This is a genomic window from Pseudomonas sp. B21_DOA (genome assembly GCA_030544685.1).
Lineage (GTDB): Bacteria > Pseudomonadota > Gammaproteobacteria > Pseudomonadales > Pseudomonadaceae > Aquipseudomonas > Aquipseudomonas fluorescens_AO.
This window is the reverse complement of the sequence record CP086683.1, coordinates 3,766,909-3,780,960: the sequence shown is the minus strand read 5'-3', so window position 1 is coordinate 3,780,960 and position 14,052 is coordinate 3,766,909. Positions and strand designations below refer to the sequence as shown.

11 protein-coding genes and 1 pseudogene are annotated in these 14,052 nt (G+C 60.4%); 10 read left to right on the top strand and 2 right to left on the bottom strand.

What is annotated here, in order from left to right; genetic code table 11:
- Nucleotides 1-195: 195 nt before the first annotated feature.
- A complete protein-coding gene (locus LJU32_17590; GenBank protein WKV87510.1) occupies nt 196-2,655 on the top strand; it encodes a fimbrial biogenesis outer membrane usher protein in 2,460 nt (819 codons plus the stop codon).
- 112 nt (nt 2,656-2,767) lie between these two features.
- A complete protein-coding gene (locus tag LJU32_17585; GenBank protein WKV87509.1) occupies nt 2,768-2,977 on the top strand; it encodes a hypothetical protein in 210 nt (69 codons plus the stop codon).
- A gap of 1 nt (nt 2,978) precedes the next feature.
- On the opposite strand, the pseudogene LJU32_17580 reads toward LJU32_17585, so the two are convergent.
- Nucleotides 2,979-3,952, bottom strand: a pseudogene (locus tag LJU32_17580) (SDR family NAD(P)-dependent oxidoreductase).
- A 684-nt stretch (nt 3,953-4,636) separates the two neighbouring features.
- Here LJU32_17580 and rfaH point away from each other — a divergent pair.
- From rfaH to LJU32_17540, 8 genes are all read left to right on the top strand, one after another.
- The gene (rfaH, locus tag LJU32_17575) at nt 4,637-5,155 is read left to right on the top strand and encodes a transcription/translation regulatory transformer protein RfaH (GenBank protein WKV87508.1); all 519 of its coding nucleotides are present in this window, start codon (nt 4,637-4,639) and stop codon (nt 5,153-5,155) included.
- 51 nt (nt 5,156-5,206) lie between these two features.
- Nucleotides 5,207-6,367 (top strand): outer membrane beta-barrel protein, encoded by a 1,161-nt coding sequence (locus LJU32_17570; GenBank protein ID WKV87507.1) that lies wholly within the window; start codon nt 5,207-5,209, stop codon nt 6,365-6,367.
- An 11-nt stretch (nt 6,368-6,378) separates the two neighbouring features.
- On the top strand, nt 6,379-6,912 hold the full coding sequence (locus tag LJU32_17565) for a polysaccharide export protein (protein WKV87506.1): 534 nt from the start codon (nt 6,379-6,381) through the stop codon (nt 6,910-6,912).
- 2 nt (nt 6,913-6,914) lie between these two features.
- On the top strand, nt 6,915-9,224 hold the full coding sequence (locus tag LJU32_17560) for an AAA family ATPase (protein ID WKV87505.1): 2,310 nt from the start codon (nt 6,915-6,917) through the stop codon (nt 9,222-9,224).
- Between the two features lie 66 nt (nt 9,225-9,290).
- Nucleotides 9,291-10,682, top strand: coding sequence for an undecaprenyl-phosphate glucose phosphotransferase (locus tag LJU32_17555; protein ID WKV87504.1), 1,392 nt, complete (start codon nt 9,291-9,293; stop codon nt 10,680-10,682).
- Between the two features lie 46 nt (nt 10,683-10,728).
- Nucleotides 10,729-12,087, top strand: coding sequence for a UDP-glucose/GDP-mannose dehydrogenase family protein (locus tag LJU32_17550; protein ID WKV87503.1), 1,359 nt, complete (start codon nt 10,729-10,731; stop codon nt 12,085-12,087).
- Nucleotides 12,084-12,791: a WecB/TagA/CpsF family glycosyltransferase gene (locus LJU32_17545; GenBank protein WKV87502.1), complete on the top strand. Its 708-nt coding sequence runs from the start codon at nt 12,084-12,086 to the stop codon at nt 12,789-12,791. Before LJU32_17550 ends, LJU32_17545 begins: the two co-directional genes overlap by 4 nt.
- A gap of 124 nt (nt 12,792-12,915) precedes the next feature.
- Nucleotides 12,916-13,881 carry a glycosyltransferase gene (locus LJU32_17540; GenBank protein WKV87501.1) on the top strand — a complete coding sequence of 322 codons (966 nt, stop codon included), beginning with the start codon at nt 12,916-12,918 and terminating at the stop codon, nt 13,879-13,881.
- Here LJU32_17540 and LJU32_17535 read toward each other — a convergent pair.
- Nucleotides 13,860-14,042 carry a hypothetical protein gene (locus LJU32_17535; GenBank protein WKV87500.1) on the bottom strand — a complete coding sequence of 61 codons (183 nt, stop codon included), beginning with the start codon at nt 14,040-14,042 and terminating at the stop codon, nt 13,860-13,862. The two genes, LJU32_17540 and LJU32_17535, sit on opposite strands and share 22 nt — an antisense overlap.
- Between the last annotated feature and the right edge of the window lie 10 nt (nt 14,043-14,052).

The window sequence follows — 14,052 nt, the reverse complement described above, 5'->3', positions numbered from 1 at the left end:
TCCCCACCCCACCCTGCCAACTTACAAGCTATTCAAAAGTTCCGGACTCCGGTTGAAGCAACACGGACTGATAAGGCAAATTGCATGTTTTCCTCCCAACACCACACATCTGAAAGTTGTGTTAAGCATCATGTTGCGCGCCAGAAAAACAAAGCGGCGTTGGGCTGCCTGCATCCATTGTGCTTTGCTATCAACATGGCCATTTGCGGATTCGCCGTGGGCGCCGAAGCCCCGGCCGCAGTGGCGAGTGAATCTTTCAATACGCTGTTCCTTGAAGGTTCATCGGCGGTCGATCTGCAACCGTTGCTGAATGCCAACAGCGTCTTGCCAGGCCAATACCGCGTCGACGTGTTCAGCAACGGCACGCTGGTCGGGCGTCGCGATATCGATTTCGCGGCCAACCCGGTCAACGGCAAAGTCGAGCCACGCATCACCCTGGAACTGTTGCAGCAGCTGGGTGTGGACATGCGCAAACTGCGTGAGCAGGGTCTGGTTGACGAGCAACACCCTGCCGATCACTACGACCTGCCTGCAATGATCGAGCAAGCGAGTCTCAATTTCGATGCCAACCGCCTGCGCCTCAATATCAGTGTGCCGCAGGTCGCCATGGCGCGTGGCATGCGCGGCTATGTAGATCCAGAGCTTTGGGACCAAGGTGTGGCCGCCGGTTTCATCAACTACCAGCTGAGCAGCACCCGCAGCAAAACCGATTACACCACGCAAATCTCCAATAACCTGGGGCTGCGCAACGGCATCAACTTTGGCGCCTGGCGTCTGCGCAACGAGTCCAATCTGAGCAGCTCCACCGGCCGACCCAACCGTTTTGTCAGCAACCGCACATTCATCCAGCGCGACCTCACGGCGATCAAGGGGCAACTGAGCGCGGGTGAAATCTTTTCCGACTCGGATCTGTTCGACAGCGTGCGCTACCAAGGCGTCAAGATCGCTTCTGATGAAGGCATGCGTGCAGACAGTGAGCGCGGTTATGCACCGATCATTCGTGGCGTGGCGGAAACCAATGCGAAGATCGAGGTCCGCCAGGATAACTACATTCTCTACACCACCAATGTACCGCCGGGTCCGTTCGAGATCAGTGATATCTATCCATCGGGCTCCAACGGTGACCTGGAAATCACCATTGTCGAAGCGGATGGTCGGCGCAAGGTCACCCGGCAGGCGTTCTCCGCCCTGCCGACGATGGTGCGTGAGGGCCAACTGAAGTACAGCCTGTCGAGCGGCAAGTTCAACAACAACAGCGAGGGCTATGACAAACCGGCTTTCCTTGGGGGCACTTTCGCCTACGGCTTGACCAGCAATCTGACGGGCATTGCCGGCATTCAGGCGAGCAACGGCTTCAAGGCGCTTTCCGTCGGTGCGGCGAAGAACACCTCGATTGGCGCGATGTCCCTGGACGTTACGCAATCGTCCAGCAAGGCATTCGGCAAAACCACCCAGGGCAGCAGTGTCCGCGCGCTCTATGCAAAGACCTTCACCGGTACCGATACCAGCTTCACCCTCGCCGCCTATCGTTATTCGACCGAGGGTTACCGCACGCTGACCGACCATGTGCAGGACACCAGCGCCGGCGCTACGCGGCGCGCGGGCAATGCCAAAACCCGTACAGATCTCACGGTCAACCAGACCCTTGGCGAAGCGCGCCAGTTCGGCTCGCTGTATTTGAATGCCAGTGACCAGCGCTATTGGGATCGCGGTGGCTCGCGCAGCTTTTCCGCCGGCTATAACAACAATTGGCGCGACCTGAACTACAACATCAGCCTGAGCAAAACCCAGGAATTCGGCGCACGCGGTGACACCAGCAACGACACGCAATTAAGCGTTTCAATTTCGTTCCCGCTCGGATCGACACCACGCGCACCGCGTGCCTACGTTTCCAGTAACCATCAGAACGCCGGTACCAGCACGCAAGCCGGGATCAATGGTTATCTGACCGAGGACAGCGACACCTACTATTCCGTGCAGACCGGGCGCAGCGTCCAGGGCGAGCGCTCTGGCTCGCTCAGTCTGAGTACCCGTACGTCGATGGGCGATCTGGGCTTTGGCTACAACCGAGGCAGCGGCTATGAGTCGCAGAACCTGAGTGCGGCCGGATCGATCGTGGCTCATGCCGGCGGCATCAATATGGGCCAGACCGTCGGTGAAACGTTCGGCCTGGTGGAAGTCCCCGGCATGTCGGGCGTCGAAGTCAGCAGCTATTCGGGTGTGAAAACCGGCCTGAACGGCTATGCGGTTCTGCCTAACGCGCAACCGTACCGCGTGAACTGGGTAACGCTGGACACGCGTAACCTGGGCGGCGAGATCGAGCTGGACAACGCCACTCAGCAACTGGTGCCAAGACGCGGTTCGGTGGTTCTCGCACGCTTCGAAGGCAGCAAAGGCAGACGCGTCCAGTTTGAGTTGTACGATGCCAACGGCCAGGCTATTCCATTCGGCGCAGTACTACTCGATAGCGAAGGCAAACAACTGGCCCTCTCAGACCCGACGGGCAAAGCCCTGGCGCTGGTGACTGAAGATCACGGTGTCATCACCATCAAGTGGCAGGGCAAAAGCTGCCCCGTGCCGTACAAGCTGCCGGAAAAGGTCGAAGGCTTGAACTACGAGCAATACCGGTTGGCTTGCTCTACCAACGGGAAGTAACTCCATAGCCGGCTTCAAGACTGCCTGGTTGGCTGAGGCAAGGATCACTTCCTGACTATATTGCTCGGTGCCTTGGCGGTATGGTGGTTTGCCGACCGCCGAGGAACCCTGAATGCCGACAAAACCATCTCCAACTAACGACACCGCCAGCGCTGCAGACATCGAGCGTGCGATTCTGGCCTTGAATAAAATGGCCGAACGCCTGTGGGGCGACGGGCGTGAAGCCGAGGCCAAGGCGTTGCTCGATGCGCTGGATGCGTTGAACCGCGCCCTCGACCGGATCCGCATTGGTGAAAGTCGCAGGGCCGTCACCTTGCACTGAATCAGACCTGATAAAACTCGCGATACCACTGCACGAACGCTTGCACGCCCTGCTCGATCGGCACCTGCGGGCTGAAGTCGATGCAGCGTGCCAGCGCCGATACGTCGGCCCAGGTTTTCAGTACGTCGCCCTCCTGCATCGGCAAATAACGGCGCTGACTCTTGATGCCCAATGCCTGCTCCAGGCATTCGACGAAGCCCATCAGCGCCACCGGACTGCCGCGACCGATATTGAACAGCCGGTTGGTGCCGCGCTCGGCGCTGAGTGCGGGCGGTTTGTCGAGCAAGCGCAAAATCGCTTCGACGATGTCGTCGACATAGGTGAAATCCCGCGCCATTTCCCCTGGTTGTAGAGGTCGATGGCGCGCCCGTGCAGCATGGCTTCGGTGAATTTGAACAACGCCATGTCCGGTCGACCCCACGGGCCGTACACGGTAAAGAAGCGCAGGCCGGTGGCTTGCAAACCGTAGAGATGGCAGTAACTGTGCGCGAGCAGTTCGTTGGCGCGTTTGCTCGCGGCGTATAACGAAACCGGCTGGTCGACCGGGTCATCTTCAGCAAACGGCATCTTGGTATTGGCGCCGTACACCGAACTGCTCGTGGCGTAGATCAAGTGCTCTGGATGGTGACGACGGCACGCTTCCAAAACGTTGAGAAACCCGACCAGATTCGATTGCGCATAAACATCAGGATTGTCCAGCGAGTATCGCACTCCAGCCTGCGCGGCCAAGTGAATGACCTGTTTGAAGTGGCCGTGCGCGAACAACGCGGTCAACGCAGCCTGGTTGACAATGTCCAGCCGATGGAAAGTGAAGTTGGCCAGCGTTTGCAATCTCTGTACACGCGCCTGTTTAAGTTCGACGTCGTAGTAAGTGTTGAGATTGTCGACACCAACAACCTGAAAACCTTCGCAACATAAACGCTTGACCGTGTGGTAACCGATAAAGCCTGCTGCGCCCGTTACCAGAACACTCATGATCACCTCGGCTCACCGGTTTTACTTCAGCGGGATACACACCGTCGAACATTTGCCCGTAAAAGACGGAAACTATTCATAGACGAGCTTAGTTGCCAGGGCCAGCAGCATCCGACGCAAGGTGTTTAACAAACCAACTTCTTACGAACCGAAAGATGTACAGTTGAAACTAATTTGCTATCACCCGCTTCATCTAGCTGGCACGACTTCAATAACTTATAAAAGTTTAAAAAATCCGACGAACAGAATTTGCTCTTGTGAATCAATGACCTACAAAACATGGCCATCATCAGCGGATGAAAGGTAATGTTTTTGACTGTTATCAATTGACAGCTAGCGCAGACTGGCCGATAACTTAGCACTGCCCGATGAGCTCGCGCCGACGCGCACTTTCCTGCTTTCTGGCTACTTATGTAATTGGATCCTGAAGGTCGCAACTGCGAACCGTGCGGTAGCTTTGCTCAAACAAAAGCACGGACTCGTTATAGCCAAGACGGCCACGGATATAACAATAACCGAACCCGATTGATTCATTTTTGAAACACTTCTTCTGCCAATAAACATTGATGCATCTGGCTCGGCACCTTGCCTTGATCAGCCTACTACCTACTAGCAAGCATGACGGCTCGTCCCACGCTATCGGCCGCCCTGCTTAAACGATCGCTATGTATGGAGTACTCCAGCATGCTAACGGTTTGCCGCAACGGTTCTAACTGGTATTTATTGCAGTGCAAGCCCCGCCAGGATGAACGGGCACAACTCAATCTGCAGCAACAGAACTATTCGACCTTTCGGCCGCAGCTGATGAGCGAGCGCAGTATTCGTGGCAAACGCCAACGAACACTGGAATCGCTGTTTCCCGGCTACGTGTTCATTCAACTGAGCCGCGACGACAACTGGGCACCGATTCGCTCGACCCGCGGTGTCAGCCGCATCGTCGAATTCAACCATGTGCCCGCCCGCGTCGACGAAGATGTGATTGCGCAACTACGCGAACGCAGCCAGGAGTCGCTCGGTTTTCCTGCCGAACCGACACTCAAGCCCGGCGAACCTCTGCAAATCGTCCAGGGCCCACTGTCCCCGCTCGAAGGCGTGTTCCTGTCCATGCAGGGCGATGAGCGCGTGATGATCCTGCTCAATTTTCTCAACCGCCAACAGCACGTCAGCGTCCCGCTGAGTTACCTCGAACGCCAGCGACAATAGTCCGGATCCGCTTCGCCCTGACCCCGACCCCCTTAATCAGGAGCGTGATCCATGGCTCTGAAGCCTCGCTGTTCCCTGGTTTTAGTCGTCGCCTGCTGTGCCCCCGAAGCTGCCTGGAGCGTTGAGCCGCAAGCGATCAATGTCTACGGCTTCGATTTCACCCCGACCTTTGCCTTGTCGGAAAGCTACGACGACAACTTTCGCGAAGTCGAACACGATGTCGAATCGACCATGGTCACCCGTCTGGCGCCGGCCTTCGAGCTCAAGGCCGAGGACCGCAACAGCGCCACGCGGGTGATCTGGGAACCGACCCGCTACATCTATCACAGTGCCTCAGACGCTTCGAACACCGCCCAGCGCCTGCGCGCCGACAGCATCATGGAGTTCACTGATCGGCATCGTCTGAAACTCGAAGCCGAGGCGCGCAAATACGAGCGCACCACCTCGACCGCCGTCGACGGCATCAACGACAAGATCGAGAGTCAGCGCGTCGGCGGCGTCTACACCTTTGGCGCGCGCAGTGCGCTGAACCAGATCGACCTCGGCGCCAGCTACGCACAGCTGCGCTACGACAACTCCGATGGCATCAACGATGACAAGGAGCGCAACACCAGCAATCTGACCAGCACCTGGTATCACCGCCTCGGCAGCAAGACCCGTGGCTTGCTCGAATACGACCACACCCGCTTCGACTACCTGCAATCGAACAGCCCGCGCAGCAGTCGCTCCGACGCAGTGCTGGCCGGTGCCGAGTGGGACATGACGGCGAAAACCACCGGCAAATTGCGCGTCGGTTACGAGCGCAAGAATTTCGACCAGAGCGGTTCCGACGACCTGAGCAACCCGACCTGGCAAGTGGATCTGGCGTGGAAACCGCGCACCTATTCGACCTTCACCTTTCTCGCCCGCCAGGCCATGGCCGAGGGCGACGACGGCTCCGACGCGGTGAAAGCCACCTTCACCCAGATCGGTTGGCGTCACGGCTGGACCGAACGCATCACCAGCATTGCCGAAGTCGGCATGGGCCATTACGTCTACGAAGGCCAGGACCGTAGCGACGATTTGCAGGACTACAAACTCGGCGTGAATTACGCAATGCGCCGCTGGCTGGACGTCGAAGTCGCCTACCGCCACCGCGACAACGACTCTGATGCCGACAACGAAAGCTTCACCCGCAATGTTTTCCAGATCACGTTTGACGTCAGTCTGTAGGAGGGTTGGCCATGCACACGCGCCTGATTCTGCTGTTGTTGCTGCTCTGGACAGTGCCCACGGTCGAGGCGGCAGACACCGACACCAATTACCGCCTGGCCGCTGGCGATGTCTTGCGCATCATCGTGTTCGGCGAGCCGGAACTGAGCTTCAAGAAGATTCGCCTGAATGACGCTGGCACCTTCTCCTACCCGTTTCTCGGCGAAATCGTCGCCAAGGGCCTGACGCCCAATCAGGTCGAACAAAAGATCGTCGACGGTCTCAAGCAAGGCTATCTGGTCGATCCGAAAGTCAGCCTTAGCCAGATCGAATACCGCCCGTTCTATATCAACGGCGAGGTGCAGAAGCCCGGCAGCTATCCGTTCCAGCCCGGGCTGACCCTGGAAAAAGCCATCGCGCTGGGCGGCGGCCTGACCGAACGGGCCTCGATGAAACGCGTGACGATCTTGCGCGGCAGCGGTGGCCCGCCGGTCACCGAGAACATCTCGCGCACCACCGTCATCGCCCCCGGCGACACCATTTCCATTGCACAAGGCTTTTTCTGATCATGGACAACAGCCCAAGCACCTACCTCGAACGTCCGCTCCAGGGCCACTTGCCAACGCAAGCCGCCGAGGAGTCGGACACCCTTGATCTGCTGCATCTGTGGCGAGTGATCTGGTCGGCGAAGTGGAACATCGCCTGGCTGGTGCTGCTCAGTTGCGCGCTGGCCGTGGTGGCGCTGTCGTTTATCACGCCACAGTACGTCGGCAGTGCGACGCTCCTGATCAAGGACAAGACGCCGCCGGTGTTGAGTTTTCAGCAAGCCGCCGAATCCGGCGGCGCCACCACCACTGATTACTTGCAGACCCAGCAAGCACTGCTGCAATCCCGGGAGCTGGCCGAGCGCGCCGTGCGCAAACTTGGCCTGACTACCAACCCGATCACCGATCCACGTCAGCAGGCGCAGAGCTGGTTCACCCCGCGCCAATGGCTGGCCGACCTCAATCGTGACCAATGGCTGCCATTGCTGGATCTGCTGCCGCCGCCGAAGCCGCCAGCGACCGAAGAACAAGTGTTCAACGACGTCACGCAAAACCTGATGCTGCACACCAGCGTCAAGTTTGTCGGCAAAAGTCAGTTGCTGGAAATCGACGTCGAACTGCCCGACCCGACCCTCGCTGCGGCGGTGGCCAACGCCCTCGCCCAGGGCTTTATCGACAGCCAGCAGGACACCAGCCTGAAGTCTTCGCAAAACAACACCAGTTGGATGAACACCCGCCTGGTCGAACTGCGCGACAACCTTCGCATAGCCGAAAACAAGTTGCAGGCCTACCGCGAAGAACAGGGTCTGGTTGACGTCGACGGCGTCGCCACCATCAGTGCCAACGAGTTGCAAATGACCGGCAACCGCATGATCGACGCGCGCCGCGATCGCGCCGAAGCGGAGAGCCAGTTCCGTCAGGCGCAATCCCTGAGCAATGGCGACATCAGTCGTTTGTCCAGCGTGCCGGCAGTGCTGAGCAATCCGCTGATCCAGCAATTCCAGGCTGATCTGGCCAAGGCTCAGGCCAAAGTCGAAGAGTTGTCGGGCCGCTACGGGCCGAAACACCCGGCGCTGATATCCGCCCGTTCCGAACAGCGCACCGCCGCCAACAGTCTGCGTCTGCAAGTGCAGCAAGTGGTCGCCGGAATCGAGCGCCAGTATCAACTGGCAGTGGCCAGCGAAGACGCGTTGCGCAAATCCTTCAACAGCAACAAGGCGCAGATTCAGGACATTTCACGCAAGGAATTCCAGCTGCGCGAATTCCAGCGTGAAGTCGACAGCACCCGGGCGCTGTACGAAACCTTCGTCACCCGCCTCAAGGAAACCGCTGCCACCTCGGACATGGACTCAGCCAAGGCGCGCATCGTCGACCCGGCGATCGCGCCGCTGGAAGCGAGCAAACCGCGCAAGAACCTGATTCTCGCAATTGTTGCGCTGGTGGCTACGGTCGTCGGCGTCGCCCTTGCCTTCCTCTTCGATACCCTGAGCAACACCTTCAAGACCGACGACACCGTCGAGAGCCTGCTCAATGTGCCGCTGCTCAGCGTCGTGCCGCTGGTGATGAAAAAGAGCCGGCGGCAGTTGGCGCGGCTGTTCGAGGACAACGACCACCCGCGCTTCTGCGAAACCATCCGTAACCTGCGCACCTGGCTGATGCTGCAAAACAACGAACGCCCGGCGCAGGTGGTGCTGGTCACGTCTTCGGTGTCCGGTGAAGGCAAAAGCACCATCGCCAACAACCTCGCTTCATCGCTGGCGCCGCTGGAACGGGTGCTGCTGATTGATGCCGACATGCGTCAGCCGACACTGTCGCTGAACTTCGATTTCCCGCCCCAGAGCCCCGGCCTCGCCAACCTCATGGCCGGTACAGCGCGGCTGGAAGACTGCATCCGCAGCGTGGGCAATCTCGACATGCTCCCAGCCGGCTGCCTGTCGCCATCGGCGCTGGACCCGTTCGAGGCGCCGCGTTTGAAAGCCTCGAGCAGTTCGAGCAACGCCGTGGCGCCCGCTCAGGATTTGCTCAGCTCTCCACGCCTCGGCCGGCTGTTGCAGATTCTCAAGTCGCGCTACCGGCACATCATCATCGATTCGCCGCCGGCAGAAATCGTCAGCGACGCACTGTTGCTGGCGCAGCATTCCGATGCGGTGATCTACGTGGTCAAGGCGCAGAGCACGCCGGTCGGCCAGGTGCGCAAGAGCATTGCCGTGTTGCAGCAGAGCCAAGCGCCGGTGTTCGGCGTGGTGCTCAATCAGGTCGATCTGCGCAAGGCGCGCAAGTACGGCCATGGCCATTCCCGTTCCTTCTACGACTACGACTTCGCCCCGCGCTGATCCTCCGGGCCGTGCCGCCCGGCAACAGCAAATCCTTCCCTGCTCGACGAATCGGAGATCGCGCCGATGACCTCGCAATATTCCGCGCAAATGGCACACCGTCGCGGCCTCACCTTCTGGGTGCAATGGTTGTGCGCAATGACTTTGGTCAACCTGTTGCTGATCGTGCTGGTGCACTGGCGCATCGGCGAGTTGCCCAGTGAATATCGGCTGCTGATCATCCTCACGGTGCTCGGTTCGATGCCGGTTTACGGCCTGGTGCAGGTCTACCACAAGCGCCATGGCCTGCTGGTCGGACTGGGGCGGTTGCTGGCCGGCTGGCTGATTCTGCTCGGCCTGCTGATGAGCATCGCCTTCGTCACCCAGACCAGCGCGTTGTTCTCCCGCCAGGTGGTGATTGTCTGGGCCGTGGTCGGTTTTCTCGCCCAGGCGGCGACGTTTCTGCCGCTGCACCTGTTCGTGCGCCTCTACACCAAGATGATCAGCAACGAGCGCCGCGCGGTGATCATCGGCACCTGCCCGACCGCCCATGAACTGGCGCGCAAACTGCTCGACCCGGATCGTGCGCTGCTGCTCGGTTTTGTCGCGGCGAAAGCCGACAGCGGCCCGGCGCCGAGCATCCTGCCGCTGCTCGGTGAGGTCGAGAACATCCGCGAAATCATCACCCGCCTGCAGGCGCGGCGCGTGTACATCGTGCTACCGATGGCAGAGGCAGCGACCATCGAAGCGTTGTACATCAACCTGCTCGACATGAACGTCGACGTGGTGTGGATTCCGGATCTGGGCAGCATGGTCCTGCTCAATCATTCGATCTCCGAGATCGAGCGGATGCCGGCGATTTATCTCAACGAAAGCCTGCTCACCTCGCACCCCGGCAGCCTGTTCTGCAAGGACCTGTTCGAACGCAGCGTCGCCGCGGTAGCGCTGATTCTGCTCAGCCCGCTGCTGCTCGGCGTCGCCATCGCGGTCAAGCTGACGTCGCCGGGGCCGGTGCTGTTCAAGCAGAACCGCCATGGCTGCGACGGCGAAGTGATCCGAGTATGGAAATTCCGCTCGATGCGCGTGCACGACGATCAGCAAGTGCGCCAGGCCACCCGCGACGACGACCGCGTCACACCGCTGGGACGCTTTCTGCGGCGCAGCTCCATCGATGAGTTGCCGCAACTGTTCAACGTGCTGTTCGGCCACATGGCGCTGGTCGGCCCGCGTCCGCACGCGGTCACGCACAACATCTATTACACCGGCAAGGTGCGCGCCTACATGGCGCGGCATCGGCTCAAGCCTGGCATCACCGGGCTGGCGCAGATCACCGGGCATCGCGGCGAAACCGAGACCGTGGAAAAGATGCAGCGCCGGGTCGCCCAGGACCTCAATTACATCAATCAATGGTCGCTGTGGCTGGACATCAAGATCCTGCTGAAGACGCCCTTCACCCTGTTCTCGAAAAACATCTACTGACAGCGGCCAGCGCTCTGGCCCACCCCGCCACGCATGAGGTTTTCCCATGAATGTGAGTGTATTCGGTATCGGTTATGTCGGACTGGTCCAGGGCGCCGCGCTGGCCGAGGTCGGCCACAACGTGCTGTGTGTGGATGTCGACGCGGCCAAGGTGCAAGCCTTGAATGACGGCAGCCTGCCCATCTACGAGCCGGGTCTGAAAAGCCTGGTGCGGGACAATCATCACAGCGGTCGCCTGCAATTCGGCAGTGATCTGGCCGCTGCGGTAAAACACGGCGACGTGTTGCTGATCGCCGTCGGCACGCCGCCGGACGAGGACGGCTCGGCGGATCTCAAACACGTGCTCAGCGTCGCTCGCACCATCGGCGAGCACTTGCGCGGCGAGCAGATCATCGTCGACAAATCCACGGTGCCGGTGGGCACAGCGGACCGGGTGCGCGAATGCATCAGCGCCATCCTCGGCGACAGCGGCCGTGGTGCACTGACCTTCGATGTGGTTTCCAACCCGGAATTCCTCAAGGAAGGCTGCGCGGTCGACGACTGCATGCGCCCCGACCGGATCATCATCGGCACCGACAGCCCGCGCGCCGAAGCGCTGATGCGCGAGCTGTACGAACCGTTCAATCGCAACCGCGAAAAGATCATCGTCATGGACGTGCGCAGCGCCGAGCTGACCAAGTACGCGGCCAATTGCATGCTGGCGACGAAGATCAGTTTCATGAACGAGATGGCCGGGCTCGCCGAAAAACTCGGCGCCGACATCGAAATGGTCCGCCACGGCATCGGCTCGGATCCGCGCATCGGCTACCAGTTCATCTACCCCGGCATCGGTTATGGCGGCTCGTGTTTTCCCAAGGACGTGCGAGCGCTGATCCATGCCGCCCACGGCGTCGACATCGATGCGCGCCTGCTCCGCGCGGTGGAGTCGCGCAACAACGAGCAGAAAAGCACGCTGTTCCACAAGATCGCCGAGCACTTCAACGGCGCGCTGGAAGGCAAAACCTTTGCGCTGTGGGGCCTGAGCTTCAAGCCCAACACCGACGACATGCGTGAAGCCCCCAGCCGCGTGCTGATGGAAGCGTTGTGGCGTGCCGGCGCCAATGTGCAGGCGTTCGACCCGAAAGCCATGGAGCAGGCGCAGCAGCTTTACGGCCCGCGCGATGACCTCACGCTGGCGGGCACCAAAGAGGCGGCGCTGAAAAATGCCGAGGCGTTGGTGATTGTCACCGAGTGGCAATCGTTTCGCGCGCCGGACTTCGAACTGCTCGCCCGTCAGCTGAAAAATCCGCTGATTTTCGACGGGCGCAACCTGTTCGATCCGCAACGCCTCAGCGCACGCGGCTTCACCTACATCAGTGTCGGCCGACCGACCAGCGCCGCCGAAGCACAGGATCTCGCGTCATGATCCGCCTCGAGCTGCTGGACCGTTATTCGCCGGCCCTGCTGGACTCGAACCGGGCGTTCTCCTTTCTCAACTTCGCCTCGATCGGCAGTTTCATTCGCCAGCCGCCGCCGTCGCTGGCGTATTTCTGCGACGGCATGCTGATGTCCGGGTTCATGTCGCGCATCACCGGGCGCGCGGTGCAGCGGGTCAGTTTCGATTTCACCTCGATTGCCGACCCGGTGTTGCGCGAGTCCGAGCAGCGAGGCAAGCGCGTCTATGTGGTCGGTGCGAAGCAGGCAGAGCTTGATCGCTTCGTGGAAAAACTCGGTATGCAGTATCCGCGCCTGCAACTGGTCGGCGCGCACAACGGTTATTTCGACGCCGAACAAGGTGCAGCAATTCAAGCTGACATTCGCCGACAACGGAGCAACGTGTTGCTGGTCGGCCTTGGCGCCGGTCTGCAGGAACGCTTTGTCCTAGAAGCACTGCGCGGCGGTTTCAGCGGCGTGGCGTTTACCTGCGGCGGTTTCATTCGTCAGGAGGCCAATGCCAGCGAACGTTACTACCCCGCCGCCATCAATCGCCTGCACCTGCGCGCCTTCTACCGCATGTACCGCGAGCCGCACACGATCAAGCGTTATCTGCTCGACTACCCGAGCAACGCCCTGCGCCTGACCGAATTGATTCTGCGCCAGCAAGTGGCAATCAATGTCACTGCCCCATGAGGATTGTGCCGATGCATATTCTGTTCACGCTCAAGGATTACCAGACTGGCGGCGGCGTCGAGTGCGTGCAGCAACGCCTCGCCGAGCAGTTTCTGGCGGACGGTCGACGGGTGAGTTTTTCGTCATGAACGGCGACTCGCCCAACGTCGACGGCGCGCCGAGCATGGCCGGTGGTGGCAGCGGGCTGGCGGGCTGGCTGAAGTCGATCGTGCTGCTGCGCCGGCTGATTCGCCGCGAAGGCGTAACGCACCTGATCGGCGCCAAGGAGCAGGCCAATCTGTGCACCTGGTTCGCCACCTTGGGCAGTCCCTGCAAAGTCATTTACACCCGCCATGCCGCACTGGATTGCGCCGAGCAGAACACCGGGCGCGCCAGCCTGCGGCTGTTGTACGCCTTGTACCTGTGCGGCAGCGGCAAGGTGGTCGCGGTGTCCCACGGTTTGCGCCAGTCGCTTGCCGGGTTGATGCCGTGGGGGCGACCGCGCATCCGTTATTGCCCGAACGCGGTAATCAGCGAGCAGTTGATGCACGCGGCACAAGCGCCGCTGCCCGGTGGCGTGCCCCATCACTACTGGCTGGGGATCGGCCGACTGGTGCAAACCAAGGGCTTCGATCTGCTGCTCGCAGCCTATGCGCTGGCGGCACAACAACGCCCGCTGCCGTATCTGGTGATTGCCGGCGACGGCCCGTTGCGCAAAGAGCTTGAGGCGCAGGCGCAACGGCTGGGCATCGAACGCTTGGTGCATTTCACCGGGCATCTGCGCAATCCCTATCCGTTGATCCGCCATGCGCAGCTGTTGGTGCTCAGCTCATTGCACGAAGGCTTGCCGACGGTGCTGGTCGAGGCGTTGGCGTTGGGCACGGCAGTGATTTCCACTGATTGCGGCAGCGGACCGCGCGAGTTGCTCGATGATGGACGCCTCGGCCGTTTGGTCAGCGTGAATGATATTCCGGCACTGGCCGAGGCAATGCTCGACAGTCTGGCCAACCGCGAACCTGCCTCCCCGGCGCGCCGTTCAGTCAGCGAAGCGATCCTGCCCTATACCAGCCAATACGCCGCCCAGGCTTATTACCAGGTGTGGAACCGATGAAAAAGCTGCTGATCATCCTCCAGGACCTCGGCGCCGGTGGCGCGGAGAAAATGATGGTGCGCCTCGCCGGTGCCTTGGTTGAGGCCGGCAACGAAGTGACGCTGCTGATGCTCACCGGTGCCGGCATCAATCAACCGGCGCTCGACCCACGGGTCAGGCAAGTGCTGCTCG